This window comes from Proteus sp. fly-1013 (assembly GCF_040140245.1).
GTDB lineage: Bacteria > Pseudomonadota > Gammaproteobacteria > Enterobacterales > Enterobacteriaceae > Proteus > Proteus mirabilis_B.
The window spans coordinates 406389-420636 of record NZ_JBEEWD010000004.1; the positions used below are offsets into that span (position 1 = coordinate 406389).

The window sequence follows — 14248 nt, forward strand, 5'->3', positions numbered from 1 at the left end:
AAAGCAATAAATTAATTAATGTTTAATTTCCCTTTGAATATAAAACTGTTTTATTTAACTGTTATAGATAAATAATTATTTGCTCTTATGTTGGCAGCAACATGATGTTTTCTCTGATAATTTCGCCTCTTGAATTGGTGGGCAAGGTACTGTTCCATAAGAACAAAATACACAACAGTCTCCTTCAAGGGGTTTTAATAGGGTATGACAATGTGTGCACTCATAAAACCATTGGCAAGCATCCGTTGGCATTATTTCCATTTTTTTCGTATGACAATGCGGGCAAGTGATTTCTGACATCAAGTTAATCTGATTGTTTGACATTTTATTTCCACATAAATTTATAAACATCATCTTTGTTATTTAGCATACGTTATTTCCATTTCTTCAATAGCGTATTAAATCAATAAATTGTTTATTTATCTGTAACTTGCTGATTAAAGACTTGCTGTTTTATTGCGGAAATATTAACTTCTTCTAAGTATTGAACAATATTAGGAAAAAAGAGTTCGTGATAGCCGTACTCTTTTTTTCTTAATTCAGCAATTGCCTGTTCTTTTGTCCAATTCTCAAATATTAGCCGATACATTGCTATAACAGTCCCTGTGCGATCACTGCCATGCCAACAATGCACTAACACAGGATCAGATGTGCTATTTATTTTACGTAATACCTCAATAACGTCCTTATCAGTAATTCTACCCGCATTCATTTTTACGTGAAAAGTTTCTAATTGCGTACCTTTTACATCATCACTATCACTATGATATTCACGTAAGTTAATAATTGTCTTGATACCTTGAGCTTCTAACCATTTCATTTCACCGGGTGTCGGTTGTCCTGAACGATAAACTTTTTCTGAAACTTGATAAAAATTTTCAGGGGGTACAAGCATATCTGTAGGTCTAGAGTTACACCCCATCAGCAGAAAAAAATAAGCAATAAATAAAAACTTTAAATATCGAATATTATTAATTGATTTTATGTCCATATAAAAACCTAAATTTATTCTTGGTTATTGAATGAGGAAGCAAAACAATAGCGATAATAGCGTGAATTGATAAACTCTGCTCTAGGAATAATTTCTAAATTTACAGAATTGGGTAATAGATGGCGTTCCCTACAGGAATCGAACCTGTAACTAGCCCTTAGGAGGGGCTTGTTATATCCATTTAACTAAGGGAACATACGTAGGAAAATCAAGTATGACTTATGGACGAGCTATATTTTACCCCCCTCACTCTCTATTAATCAAGTTTTAACGCACTGATATTGGAAGGAATTTTTTTGTTTCTTTTTTGAACAATCTAATTTGACTTAAAAAGCATCTGATAAATATCATCATCACTGATTATGTTTATTCTTATATATGTCTGTTTTATTAAAACTCTTTCAATTGCTTTAAAAACAATTTCGGTGAATATCCCATCTCTTTATTAAACATTGCACTAAAAGCGCTTGGATTTTCATAACCCAATTCTAAAGCAACTTCAGTGACTGAATCGCCTTTCTTTAAAGCGGTTAATGCATACATTAAACACGCTTTTTGACGCCAATCTCGAAAAGAAAGTCCTGTCTCCTTATGAAAAAGACGAGTAAAAGTACGTAAACTCTTGTTTAATTTTTCAGCCCACATTTCTGGCGTCGTGCGAATATTAGGTTGTGACATAAATTCAGTACACAATTCATCTAATAAAGCATGTTGCGGTAATGGCGTAAAATAAGGTAATGGTTTAGCTTGAGCTAATTCATGACAAAGTAACGTCAATAATGCGCTATCTCGTCCGCCTAAATCATAAAGTAAAGGAAGTTCATTGGCTGAAAGTAATAGCTGATGAAGCAAAGGCGAAACTTGTAAAACCTCACAATATTCTGAATGGCGAGGAATCTTATTCGGCTCAATATAAAGGCTATAAGTACTACTACCCAACATTAGTACTTGATGTACCTTTTCTGCAGGGATCCACACACCACTGTAAGGTAATACAATCCATTGACCATCTTCTGTTTTAACTTTCATTACTCCATTAGGAGCATATAAAAATTGCGCTCGTCGGTGATGATGAGCTTCAAGTAATGTGTCATAAGGATAATCAGAGCCTAATGCCAAAATATCGCGAGGAAGATTATCCACATTGTTGATATCGATATTACGCATAATATTTAAATTGTCCTAAATTCGTATAAACTTGTCATTATCGCGTGGGTAAGCCATCACTTTATTCTATATTGTTAATCTCCTGACTCAACAGGAGATTTGAAATGACACTCTGGCTGGTTTCTTTTGGTTTAATTTCAGGCATCACAACATGGTTATTTGGCTTTGGCGGTGGCTTTGTCACGGTTCCCTTACTCTATACACTTATTCTGACACTTTGGGGAATAGACAGTTTACCTGCCGAACATGCTATGCAAATCGCAGTTGCTACTTCTGCATTAATTATGTTGTTTTCTGCAACAGTCACAACTATTAAACATCATAAAGCCAAAAGGCTTGATTGGAATATCATGTCTATTTTGTTTATGGGTATCGCTTTTGGCGGGATCTTAGGCGCTCTTCTCACATTAACAGTTGAAGGTACGTGGATCAAATGGATCTTTATTGGTTACCTTTTTATCACTATTTTAGACTGCTATTTTCGCCCCGGTTTTATGGCTCCTACTCACAATTCAAAAAAAGTAACTAAAGCAAGAGAAACGGTTAATGGCACAGTGATTGGTATTATCGCTGCTTTTCTAGGCGTTGGTGGAAGCGTCATGACAGTACCTTTATTGCGCCGTAGAGGAACACCCATGGCACAATCAGCAGCAATGGCAAATGCATTAACCTTACCTTTAGCTCTCACGGCAACATTTACTTATGTCGCCCTTTCTTTTACGTCACCTTTAAATAATGAATCTGGTTTTATTGGTTATATTTGGCTAAAAGCTGCATTTATTCTGATTTGTAGTACTTGGGTTGGCTTGAAGATCTCTGAACGTTTTTTATCTCGTATTCCTGATAAATGGCACGCAAGAGTTTATCCTCTGTTACTGAGTCTTGTTTTAATTGTCATGTTGTTTTAAATCCTTTCTTCTATATAGAAATAGAAGATACCAAGACAACGAAAAACGAAAAAACAATAACAACTACACATAAAATGGTGACTTTGAGTATTCAAAAGAGTCGCCATTTTTTTAACATTCACCTCATCTTTTTCCTACGCGCCTTCACTTAACGTTAATGCTATTAAGACACATAAAACAAAAGAACGCCTCTTTTTGACAATCACGATACAGTTCCATAACGATTAATATCATTAATTAATATTTAAACATAATGAACAATAATTTATAAATTGTCTTATGTTTAGTATCAGTCTGATCACGTTTCGATGAATGTTTTTTGTACTAAAAATTACCTGTTTATTTTTCTATTTTATTTGTATTTATCATCAAAATAATAAGTTAGCTATTTTTCATAAGAAGATAATTTAAGAAGAAACTGGATTTTAATAGCATCAAAAGTATTATTTATTCTGATTTTTAAATAACAAATTAATTACAATATAATGTCATTTCGATATATAAATAATTATATATCGATAGGCTTTTTTGTCAAATTTTAATTATTATTAATCATACATTTTAAATACACTTTAATAAAACAGATTGATGACATAAGTCAGTGAATTTAAAAGAACTATCTACAACTGCTCTATACCTTAAAATCCCCGTTTCGTTCTCCATACTTTTATAATAGTATTCAATAGAAGAAAATAATTATCATTTAATTTTGTCTATTTTAGTTAATTTATTTAGTGACATTTATTAACTTCTTATTCTCTATTATTTATTATTTACAACTAACCCATCACTTATGGATTAATAAAATGGAGACGCCGTCAAATATTTATTTAACCGTCCGTATATAATATTTAGCTATAAGAAGAAACTGGAGGTTATATGAGTATTAGTCGTCGTTCTTTCATTAAGGGGATGGGGATAGGATGTGTGGGTTGTACCGTGAGTAGTTTACCACCCGGTGCTCTTGCATTTAATCCTGTAGATTCTCTTAAGGGTCAGTCAAAATTAACACCTAGCCTGTGTGAAATGTGTTCTTATCGTTGTCCGATAGAAGCTCAGGTTGTTAACAACAAGACCGTCTTTATCCAAGGAAATAGAAATGCTGAACACCAAAGTAGCCGAGTTTGTGCAAGAGGCGGAAGTGGTGTTAGCCTAGTTAATGATCCAAACCGGATTGTCAAACCCATGAAACACAAAGGCCCTAGAGGTGCTGGCGAATGGGAAGTGATAAGCTGGGAACAAGCTTATAAAGAAATTGCAGAAAAGATGAACACCATAAAACAAAATTATGGTGCAGAGAGTATCTCTTTTTCATCTAAATCAGGTTCACTCTCTTCTCACCTTTTCCATTTAGCAGCCGCATTTGGCTCTCCAAATACGTTTACACACGCAACCACTTGCCCAGCAGGTAAAGCCATTGCCGCATCCGTTATGATGGGTGGTGATCTTGCAATGGATTTAGCGAATGCTAAATATATTCTCTCTTTTGGTCATAACCTTTATGAAGGTATTGAAGTCGCCGAAACACATGAACTGATGACAGCGCAAGAGCGCGGTGCAAAACTCGTCAGTTTTGATCCTCGTTTGTCTGTTGTTTCAAGTAAAGCAGATGAGTGGTTCGCGATCCGCCCTGGTGGGGATTTGCCTGTTCTAATGGCTATGTGCCATATCTTAATTAAAGAAGATCTCTACGATAAAGATTTCGTTGAGAAATTTACTGTTGGTTTACCACAATTAAAAGAAGTTCTACAAGATACAACACCTGAATGGGCTCAAGCACATTCTGATGTTCCAGCTAAAGATATTGTTCGTATTGCTCGTGAGATTGCAGCAAAAGCACCTCACGCACTGATCATGCCTGGTCACCGCGCAACCTTTAATAAAGAAGAAATTAATATGCGCAGAATGATCTTCACCTTCAATGCGTTACTCGGCAACATTGAACGTGAAGGCGGCATGTATCAGAAAAAAGCAGCAGCAAAATACAATAAATTAGCAGGTATTAATGTTGCGCCTGAATTAGCAAAACCTAGCGTTAAAGGGATGCCTGAAATTACCGCAAAACGCATTGATGCCACAGCACCTCAATTTAAATACATCAATAAAGGTGGAGGGATTGTTCAGTCAATTATTGATTCAACATTAGAAGGTGTACCGTATCAAACAAAAGCATGGATTATGTCTCGTCATAACCCATTCCAAACAGTCAGTTGCCGCCCTGAGCTAGAAAAAGCCGCACAAAAATTAGACTTAATTGTTAGTTGTGATGTTTATTTAAGTGAAAGTGCTGCTTATGCCGATTACCTTTTACCTGAATGTACTTATTTAGAACGTGATGAAGAAGTTGCTGACGTTTCAGGTTTAAACCCAGCTTATGCATTACGCCAACAAATTGTCGAACCTATTGGTGATACTAAACCAAGTTGGTTAATTTGGATGGAATTAGGTAAAGCATTAGGATTAGAAGCCTGTTTCCCTTGGGAAAACATGGGAGTAAGACAGCTTTATCAAGTTAATGGTAGCGAAGAGCTTTATAAAGAGATGCATAAAAAAGGCTATATCTCTTATGGTGTTCCACTATTATTACGCGAACCTTCTTATGTAAAAGCCTTTGTTGAGCAATATCCAGATGCAATTAAGCATGTTGATAGCAACAATACAATGGAAAAAGCCCTCTCATTTAAATCCCCAAGTGGTTTAATTGAAATCTACTCTGAAGAATTAGAAAGCCGTTTAGAAAACTACGGTATTCCACGCTTCCACAACTTCCCATTAAAAGAAAAAGACGAGCTTTATTTTATCCAAGGTAAAGTCGCCGTTCATACTAATGGTGCAACACAATATGTACCGTTATTAGCTGAATTAATGTGGGAAAACCCTGTTTGGCTTCATCCTGAAACAGCTAAAAACCATGGAATTAAACATGGTGATGAAATCATTCTAGAAAACAGTATAGGCAAAGAAAAAGCACATGCTTTGATAACAGAAGGCATTCGCCCTGACACCGTATTTGTTTATATGGGATCAGGTGCAAAAGCAGGTGCGAGAACAGCAGCGACTACAACAGGCGTTCACTGTGGCAACTTATTACCTCATGAAATTAGTCCTGTATCAGGTACTGATGTACATACATCAGGTGTCAGAATTAGTCGGGCTTAAGGGAAAAAATAACGATGAACAATAATGATAAACAATTTGTCATGTTACATGATGAGAAGCGTTGTATCGGCTGCCAAGCTTGTACTGTTGCGTGTAAAGTCATCAATGACATTCCTGAAGGATTTAGCCGACTTCAAGTCCAAATTCAAGGTCCTCATGACGACGAAGCGGGTAATCCACATTACCAATTTTTCCGTGTTTCTTGCCAACATTGTGAAGATGCGCCTTGTGTTTCTGTTTGCCCTACTGGCGCTTCTTTTATTGATGAGAATGGTATCGTTCAGGTGAAAAAAGAGCTGTGTATCGGCTGTGATTACTGTGTTGGTGCTTGCCCTTACCATGTTCGTTATATCAACCCAATGACGCATATCGCAGATAAATGTAACTTCTGCTCTGATACTCGATTAGCTGAGGGTGAGTTACCTGCATGTGTATCAGTATGCCCAACAGATGCGCTTGCTTTTGGTCGTATTGACTCACCTGAAATTCAGGCTTGGATCAAACAAAAATCCGTTTATCAATATCAATTAGATAATGTCGGAAAACCAAGTTTATTCCGTCGTAAAGAAATCCATCAGGGAGATAAAGCATGACTAGTATCTGGGGAGCAGAACTCCATTATACGCCAGATTATTGGCCTGTATGGTTAATGGCAGCCGGTTTATTAATCGTTGCTATGATAGCAGTATTAGTTATTCATGGCCTACTACGCTATGCCCTAGCACCAAAACATTCCGGTCATTATGAAGAAGAACGCGTTTATTTATACTCTAAAGCAATTCGTTTTTGGCACTGGGGTAATGCTTTACTGTTTATCCTATTACTATTGAGTGGATTTTTAGGGCACTTCTCTATCGGTAATGTCACTTCAATGGTGCTATTACATAAGATCTGTGGCTTTGTGCTGATTGCGTTTTGGATTGGTTTTATTCTTATCAATCTAACAACCAGTAATGGCGTCCATTACAAAGTACGATTCAGTGGACTAATTGGTCGTTGCATCAAACAAGCTCGCTTTTATCTTTATGGCATAATGAAAGGCGAGCCACACCCTTTTGCAGCAACTGAAACTGACAAGTTTAACCCTCTTCAACAACTCGCTTACTTAGGTGTGATGTTTGGTTTAGTGCCGCTATTACTGATTACTGGATTATTATGTTTATATCCTGAAGTACTTGGTGAAGGCTATTGGATGCTAAAAGCACACTTAGTATTAGGGATCGTGGCATTAATGTTTATTTGTGCACATTTCTACTTATGTACACTGGGTGATACTTTTACTCAAACATTCCGCAGTATGATCGATGGTCATCATCGTCACCAAAAACATGATGAGCATAGTTCAGTAGCAGAAAAAACAGAGCATTAATTTCTCAAGCTCCCTTCTGTTACGCTCTATTTCTTGAAATGCCCGCTTAGGCGGGCATTTTTTTGATCTAAATTCAGAAACAATTTCATAATTTTATTATTAGCAAATATATCATTTTATTTACATGTTATTCCGTGTATAGTCGGCGTCCAACCTCGTTATATACAATATTATACAATGATATACATTACATTGCATTCGTGATGGGTATCGTTGTATAAATTTTTTGATAACGATGGATTTATATAACTAAAAAATACATTCTAGGAGTCTATCGTGAAGAAATTTATCATTTCGACAATAGCTTGTGCTATAGCACAAACATTCGCTGTATCAGCAAGTGTAGCCGCTGAAAATGCTGAAAAAATCGTCGTTACTGCACAACCAGTGAATAATAGTGAAGCCGGTGCGGGATTTGTTACTCGTGAAGTTGATATGGGGCCATTAGGTGAGAAAAAATGGTTAGATACTCCTTATACAACAAATACTTTCACTCAATCTATGATTGAAAATCAACAAGTCACCAGTGTTGCAGATATCTTAAAATATAATGCCTCTTCTCAAATGCAAGCACGTGGCGGTATGGATGTTGGCCGTCCCCAAAACCGTGGGATGCAAGGCAATGTCGTTGCTAACTCTCGCTTAGATGGTGTGAATATTATTTCTACCACAGCCTTTCCTATCGAAATGCTTGAGCGTGTAGATATTATCAATGGTTTAACTGGTTCACTTTATGGGCCAGCAAGCCCAAGTGGGCAATTCAATTTCACCCAAAAACGTCCAACCTTAAAACGCTTAACATCACTTAATGCAACTTATGTCAATGATAACCAATTTAAAGGCCATCTTGATTTAGGTGGCTTTATTGATGATAACAATACTTTTGGTTATCGCATTAATCTAATGCATGATGAAGGTAAAGGTTATGTCGCAGGTAGCAAAACACGTCGCCAGCTAATCAGTACCGCATTTGATTGGAATATCTCTCCTGATACGGTATTAGAAGTGAATTTTAGTGACTATTGGTTTAAAAAAATGGGTTATTCTGGTGCATTTTCTTATGGACCAAAAGTTACCGCATTACCTGATGCGCCAGATCCAACTAAAGCCGGCTATGGTCAAGCTTTTGCGGGTGTTGATCTTCATACCAGAACGGTAAGTAGCCGATTAAAACATGATTTTAACGAAGATTGGCAAATCAGTGCAGCAATTGGCTATCAAACGGCTGATCGCGGATTCCGCTCTGTTTCTAACCAATTAAGTAATGATGGTAAGCAATTTACACCAACGTTATCAGTACCGACAACTTATGGTCGTTTTACTGTTTTAAGCCATTCTATCAATGTTAATGGTCATGTGATGACTGGCGCACTATCTCATGATTTAATTCTCGCCACTAGCGGTTATCGTTGGGATATTTATGGCGCAAATGGTGATGATCAAAAATTCACATTACCAACTCAAGATATTAATAATCCACATCGTTATGATGATCCTTCGAATGAAGGCTTCTATACAGGCGCTGCTCGTACTAAAAACAGCCGCTCACAAGTTCAATCCATTACTTTAGGTGATACCGTTACCTTTAATCCTCAATGGTCAGTGATGGGATCACTAAGCCAAAACTGGATCAAAGAAACTTCTTATCGTGCTGGTGGTGGAAATCACACCGAAAATGGCTTAAGTCCTGCTATCGCATTAATGTTTAAACCTATTCCTGAAGTGATGACCTATGTTTCTTATGCAGATTCATTAGAAGAAGGTGATTCAGCACCAAACACTGCCGATAACAAAAATGAAGTGCTAAAACCTTATCGTAGCGAACAATGGGAAATGGGGGTTAAATCGCAAATTGGCGATCTTAATTTAAATGCGGCTATTTTCCAATTAGAGCGCCCTTTTGCCTATGTGGGTAACGACAATATCTTTAAAGAACAAGGTAAACAACGTAACCGTGGGTTAGAGCTTATCGCTAACGGAAAAGTCACTGATGAGCTTTTCGTTTTTAGTAGCATGACTTGGTTAGATCCTACTTTAACCAACACCGGCAATGCTCAAACACAAGATAAAGATGTTGTAGGTGTACCAAAATACCAAGCTAATTTATTAGCTGAATACCATTACCCTACTTTGCCAAATGTTATCTATAGCGCCAATGTTCACTACACAGGTAAACGTGCAGCAAATACCACTAACACAATGTGGGCAAAAGCCTATACCACACTCGATCTAGGCGCTCGTTATCAAACACAATATTGGAATAAGAAAACCACTTTCCGCCTCAATTTAGATAACGTGACTAATGAACATTACTGGGCATCTATTTTCTCTGGCAACCAAAATGGTGCTATTGGTGGTGCAAATGCTTTCTTAGGTACGCCTCGCCAAGTTTCTGCTTCTGTAAGCATTGAACTCTAAGAGGAAAACGAAATGTATAAAGGTTTTTTCAAAACCCTGTGCATTGCGTTACTGGGAGCTTCGGCTCTCAGTATCTCCTTTAATGTACAGGCGCAAAGAGTTGTTCAATATTATCAAAATCAATCCATTACTGTTCCTGATTCACCAGAAAGAGTCGCCACAAGTTGGAATGCTCAAAATGCAATACTTGCTATGCTTGGTGCTGGAGATAAAATTGTTTCCACAACCGATTTAGTCAAAACTATTCCCTTTTTTACCGAGATTGTTCCTGCTATAAAAACGGCTTCAATTTCTAGTAAAGGTAATAATGACACACTGAATATCGAAACATTAATTGTTAGCCAGCCTCAAATCTTTTTTGCAACAGGGAAGCTATCTGATGCACAAATGACGGCACTAGAAAATGCAGGGATCAGTGTTGCATTATTAAAATCAGGTTCAATGGATGCCTTGTTAGAAAGAACGTTGATCACTGGTGAGATTTTAGGTTCAAGTAGTCACCAATTAGCAAAAGATTATTTAGCTTACTTTCAGCGTAATAAAGCACTTGTAAAAAGTGCGGTAAGCGAGATAAGCGCCAATAAACCAATGAAGGTCTATCATGCTTTTGGTTCGCCATTAAGAACATCTGGCGCACCTTCGTTAAATCATGATTGGATAGCGCTTGCAGGTGGTGTGAACATTGCAGAACATTGGTTTGATAATGTGCCAAGCCGAGCTGGTGATGTTTCCTTAGAACAAGTTATTCATGCCAATCCTGATGTCATTATCACTATGTATGCAAGAGACACTGAAATCATTAAGAATGCACCTGAATGGCAATCTATCACTGCCGTGCGTGAAGGCCGAGTTTACACAAACCCTAAAGGCCTATTTTGGTGGTGCCGTGAAACCACAGAGGAAGCCTTACAATTTTTATGGTTAGCGACTGTTTTATATCCCGAACAAACAAAGCATATTGATATCTCCAAAGAGACTCAACAATTCTATAAAACATTTTTTAATATCACCCTCACCGATCAGCAGCTCAAACACATTCTTAAACCACTCAAAGACTAATTGTTACCGCCTCTTCATATTCACGATGAAGAGGCAACAATAACCCGTCCTAATATGATATTAACTATCATTATCCATAGATAGTCATTTAATGATAAATACTTAGTTTTTGATCTGATAACGCATTTTCACCAATGCTCATATTTTGCCTTTGTTATATTAAAATTCACTCTTTTCGAATTTATTGGTGTGAAACGCATAAATTATACGTTTAATAGCTTTAGAAATGTTATCAGGAGGTAAAATCGTGGTAGGTAATATAAGAGGTAATTTTATGAATAGCTTATTATAAACAAGTATTAATTAGCTATTTTTTTCTCATACAAATAAATATGAGAATATATTTCTACAAACCTGAAAGCCTCAGCTCATTTGCAATACAATTATTCTTTTTTTTGTAAAAATTAAAAATTCTCATTCTCTATAAACGTAAAATGCCCTAATAAGGGCATTGATTTCATATAGAGGCTTTATTTTATCTATTAAGAAAATTCTTATTATTAACTGATTAAAGAGAAACACTATATATAAGAATTATCTTACTCAATTTAGTTATTCTAAAATGAGTTACTTTCTAATTTAAAAATATTATTAGAAAATAGAAAGAGCCTTGCTATCGAAATGAGCTGGAATATGTTGTTCATTACGCTCAGTTTCTTGAGTCATTCCACCGGTTACTTCTTCAAAGAAGCTACCGATATTAACGCCTAGTACTTCAAGTACTCTAACTAAGCAATCAATATCAATACGGTTTACACCACGCTCATAACGGAATAACTGTTGTTCACTAATATCAATCTCTTTTGCTAACTGAAATACAGTATAACCTTGAGATTTTCTTAATGACTTAATTTTTTGTCCAACTGCATAAGCGACTGGATACTTGCTACTCATAATATTGTTCTCGCTTTTCACTTTGATTGATATCTAATTTATAATGGTGTGCTACTACGCAATAATATGTAAAATTATATATTATCGAGGACACCTTTTTGTTTTAATAAAATATTATTTTTAGTAGATAAGAAATATTACAATTCATAACATGACTTATCATATGTAAATAATATACTACGCATTTAAACACTTTCAACTAGTCAAAAAAAGACAGTGCAAGCATGATGATTTACTCATACTAGTAAACAATACCTAGGATAATGACATATATCCTTTATTTTCATATAGTTAAAATATTTTACTTATAAAATCACGCTTTTTTTTTCTTAAACTTTACTCACTAATTAGAATTATCATCTAGTACAAGCTTAATTTAAAGTGTGATTGTTTGAATTGTGTAAAAATAAATCAACTTATGTCAGTCTAATTTATTTAAAATAATAAATTAACCTCATAAAGATGACGATTTTCTTATTTTTATTAAATAGCTTAAGCAATATCAATGAAATCTGATGAGTTTATAAACAAGACAATATTATACTTTTATATCAATACGTTACACTAGTTACACCCGAAAATAGATATAAATCACATTTTAAACATTTGTTAATTAATTTATATAAGCATAAACCCTTACTCTTTCGACTAAATATATTTCAAGTTACACAATTCTTTATTACTCTCGAATAAATAAATAATAGATTTAATTACTCATTTTTTTTGAATTTTTATTAATGAATAACTTATTTTAATTTTCAATTAGATTAAAAATCTTCTTTATGAAATAGAGAAAAAGTAAGTATTAATATAAATATTTTTGTTTTATCAGTAGGTTATTTGAAAGTTAAGTTTATCATCATAAAAACCGTTCTTTTTATGACCACATAATACTATTCTTTCTTTTTCACTCAAATTCGCGCATTTGGCACATTGCAAAAATAGAGTAATCATCACATCTTAAGTTAAATTCATAAGGGAATGAACTGTTAAATATCAATTTTAGTATGATCTAATTTTGTTAAAAAAAACAAAAATTAATCTTTTTACGTCCTAAGTAATTACACCTATTCTATATAAGAGTTATTCTTAGGCGAAAATAAACATTAATATTTTTATATAATTTATATTCCTGCTAAATGCACAATTTTCTCCATTTTTCGTAAAAAATGAAATTAACCACTTCAGGACAAATCAATTACTGATGAAATAAGTGCTTTTTGCTTTATATCATTTACTATCCAGCTCATTATGATGCAAAGATTGATAAATATCAAATTTTAAAATTAGTTTAATTTAAATCAAACAGTTACGCAAAACCCCTTGCTCTATTACCACTTCAAAAAAGAAGTAGAAAGAAGATGAAACATCATTATATTTAATCTTTATTCTTACTAGCACTAACCAATGATTTATAAAAAGTAAGAAATATTAACTATAAAGCTCTATTTTTATCTTTTAATCTTCAGTATTTTTTCTTAAAAAAATGAGTGCCCTATATTTTTCAATGCTAACTTAAAATATTCTAACTCACTCATTTTATGAGAGATATTGCTCATGAAAAATTAGCAAATAATTTATCACAGCGCATCTAAGGTTATTTAATTTTATTAATAAACTGAAAACACCTACATCTACCCCCAAAAGGAGTAGATCTTTCTTTTTCAATTAGAGTAATTTTTTTAATATTTTCAGATCAAAATTTGAACTTTGCTCAAAAATTAAATGCATACTTTCTACTGAGCACAATCCCTCATCCAAAATAATTGGCTTAACAATAGAAGAACCATCTCTTTTTTAAGTAGCTCTCTTTAAATGATAAAAATATGACAAGATGTAAAAAAGCGTAATAAAGAAACTGGCTTATGAACCCTCTTCACAGAAAACACAATGCAATAACAAGTTAAAACAGCCTTAGAAACTAAGAGCTCCAAAGGAACAAGATAATTAGCTAAGTATTCATTATTTTGAGGATAAAGAGGTGATGCAGGTACGAGGGGCTAGGAAAGCATGTCTATAAGGATATGTAGCTATAAGTGAAGCAATGAGGAACATGATAGAAAGTAGACACAGGGAAAAGATTAAGACTCAGAGAATGCAACTAAACGGCAATAATGCAGGTATTAGAAAACAAATAACTGTTATTAATTCTTTTAGAAAGATGTTAGGGAAGTAAAGAAGAAGGCATAACGAAGAGATAAAGAAGTGGTGGGCGGTATTGGGCTCGAACCAACGACCTCCTCCTTGTAAGGGAGATGCTCTACCAACTGAGCTAACCGCCCA

10 protein-coding genes and 2 tRNA genes are annotated in these 14248 nt (G+C 34.8%); 6 read left to right on the forward strand and 6 right to left on the reverse strand.

Going from position 1 to position 14248, the window contains the following annotated elements; translation table 11 throughout:
• Positions 1-75 precede the first annotated feature (75 nt).
• The 4 genes from ABN236_RS10625 to ABN236_RS10640 all read right to left on the reverse strand — a co-directional run bounded on the left by ABN236_RS10625 (position 76) and on the right by ABN236_RS10640 (position 2158).
• On the reverse strand, positions 76-324 hold the full coding sequence (locus ABN236_RS10625) for a GDCCVxC domain-containing (seleno)protein (RefSeq protein WP_349473939.1): 249 nt from the start codon (positions 322-324) through the stop codon (positions 76-78).
• Between the two features lie 91 nt (positions 325-415).
• Entirely contained in the window at positions 416-895 is a 480-nt protein-coding gene (locus ABN236_RS10630; RefSeq protein WP_311755041.1) for a fused DSP-PTPase phosphatase/NAD kinase-like protein, read from the reverse strand.
• A 216-nt stretch (positions 896-1111) separates the two neighbouring features.
• A tRNA-Arg gene (locus ABN236_RS10635) sits at positions 1112-1186 on the reverse strand.
• Positions 1187-1381: 195 nt separating this feature from the next.
• Positions 1382-2158, reverse strand: a complete 777-nt coding sequence (locus ABN236_RS10640; protein ID WP_194950848.1) for an AraC family transcriptional regulator — start codon at positions 2156-2158, stop codon at positions 1382-1384.
• A 104-nt stretch (positions 2159-2262) separates the two neighbouring features.
• Here ABN236_RS10640 and ABN236_RS10645 point away from each other — a divergent pair, with 104 nt between their 5' ends.
• From ABN236_RS10645 to ABN236_RS10670, 6 genes are all read left to right on the forward strand, one after another.
• Positions 2263-3066 (forward strand): sulfite exporter TauE/SafE family protein, encoded by an 804-nt coding sequence (locus ABN236_RS10645; RefSeq protein ID WP_349473940.1) that lies wholly within the window; start codon positions 2263-2265, stop codon positions 3064-3066.
• Between the two features lie 879 nt (positions 3067-3945).
• Positions 3946-6225, forward strand: a complete 2280-nt coding sequence (phsA, locus tag ABN236_RS10650) for a thiosulfate reductase PhsA (protein WP_349473941.1) — start codon at positions 3946-3948, stop codon at positions 6223-6225.
• Between the two features lie 14 nt (positions 6226-6239).
• Positions 6240-6818: a 4Fe-4S dicluster domain-containing protein gene (locus ABN236_RS10655; protein ID WP_023581663.1), complete on the forward strand. Its 579-nt coding sequence runs from the start codon at positions 6240-6242 to the stop codon at positions 6816-6818.
• A complete protein-coding gene (phsC, locus tag ABN236_RS10660) occupies positions 6815-7594 on the forward strand; it encodes a thiosulfate reductase cytochrome B subunit (protein ID WP_311755044.1) in 780 nt (259 codons plus the stop codon). Before ABN236_RS10655 ends, phsC begins: the two co-directional genes overlap by 4 nt.
• A 276-nt stretch (positions 7595-7870) precedes the next feature.
• Complete coding sequence (locus ABN236_RS10665) at positions 7871-10012, forward strand: TonB-dependent receptor (RefSeq protein ID WP_349473942.1); 2142 nt, start codon at positions 7871-7873, stop codon at positions 10010-10012.
• Positions 10013-10024: 12 nt separating this feature from the next.
• Positions 10025-11071 (forward strand): ABC transporter substrate-binding protein, encoded by a 1047-nt coding sequence (locus ABN236_RS10670; RefSeq protein WP_349473943.1) that lies wholly within the window; start codon positions 10025-10027, stop codon positions 11069-11071.
• A gap of 591 nt (positions 11072-11662) precedes the next feature.
• Here the strand turns inward: ABN236_RS10670 and ABN236_RS10675 are convergent.
• Positions 11663-11965, reverse strand: a complete 303-nt coding sequence (locus ABN236_RS10675) for a helix-turn-helix domain-containing protein (protein WP_088495080.1) — start codon at positions 11963-11965, stop codon at positions 11663-11665.
• Positions 11966-14171: 2206 nt separating this feature from the next.
• Positions 14172-14247: transfer RNA gene (locus ABN236_RS10680), tRNA-Val, on the reverse strand.
• Between the last annotated feature and the right edge of the window lies 1 nt (position 14248).

What these genes read in the sequence shown, in the direction of transcription:
- ABN236_RS10645 (WP_349473940.1), top strand. Translation starts at nt 2,263, where the DNA reads ATGACACTCTGGCTGGTTTCTTTTGGTTTAATTTCAGGCATCACAACA.
- ABN236_RS10670 (WP_349473943.1), top strand. Translation starts at nt 10,025, where the DNA reads ATGTATAAAGGTTTTTTCAAAACCCTGTGCATTGCGTTACTGGGAGCT.
- phsC (WP_311755044.1), top strand. Translation starts at nt 6,815, where the DNA reads ATGACTAGTATCTGGGGAGCAGAACTCCATTATACGCCAGATTATTGG.
- ABN236_RS10655 (WP_023581663.1), top strand. Translation starts at nt 6,240, where the DNA reads ATGAACAATAATGATAAACAATTTGTCATGTTACATGATGAGAAGCGT.
- ABN236_RS10675 (WP_088495080.1), bottom strand. Translation starts at nt 11,965, where the DNA reads ATGAGTAGCAAGTATCCAGTCGCTTATGCAGTTGGACAAAAAATTAAG.
- ABN236_RS10640 (WP_194950848.1), bottom strand. Translation starts at nt 2,158, where the DNA reads ATGCGTAATATCGATATCAACAATGTGGATAATCTTCCTCGCGATATT.
- ABN236_RS10630 (WP_311755041.1), bottom strand. Translation starts at nt 895, where the DNA reads ATGCTTGTACCCCCTGAAAATTTTTATCAAGTTTCAGAAAAAGTTTAT.
- ABN236_RS10625 (WP_349473939.1), bottom strand. Translation starts at nt 324, where the DNA reads ATGTCAAACAATCAGATTAACTTGATGTCAGAAATCACTTGCCCGCAT.
- phsA (WP_349473941.1), top strand. Translation starts at nt 3,946, where the DNA reads ATGAGTATTAGTCGTCGTTCTTTCATTAAGGGGATGGGGATAGGATGT.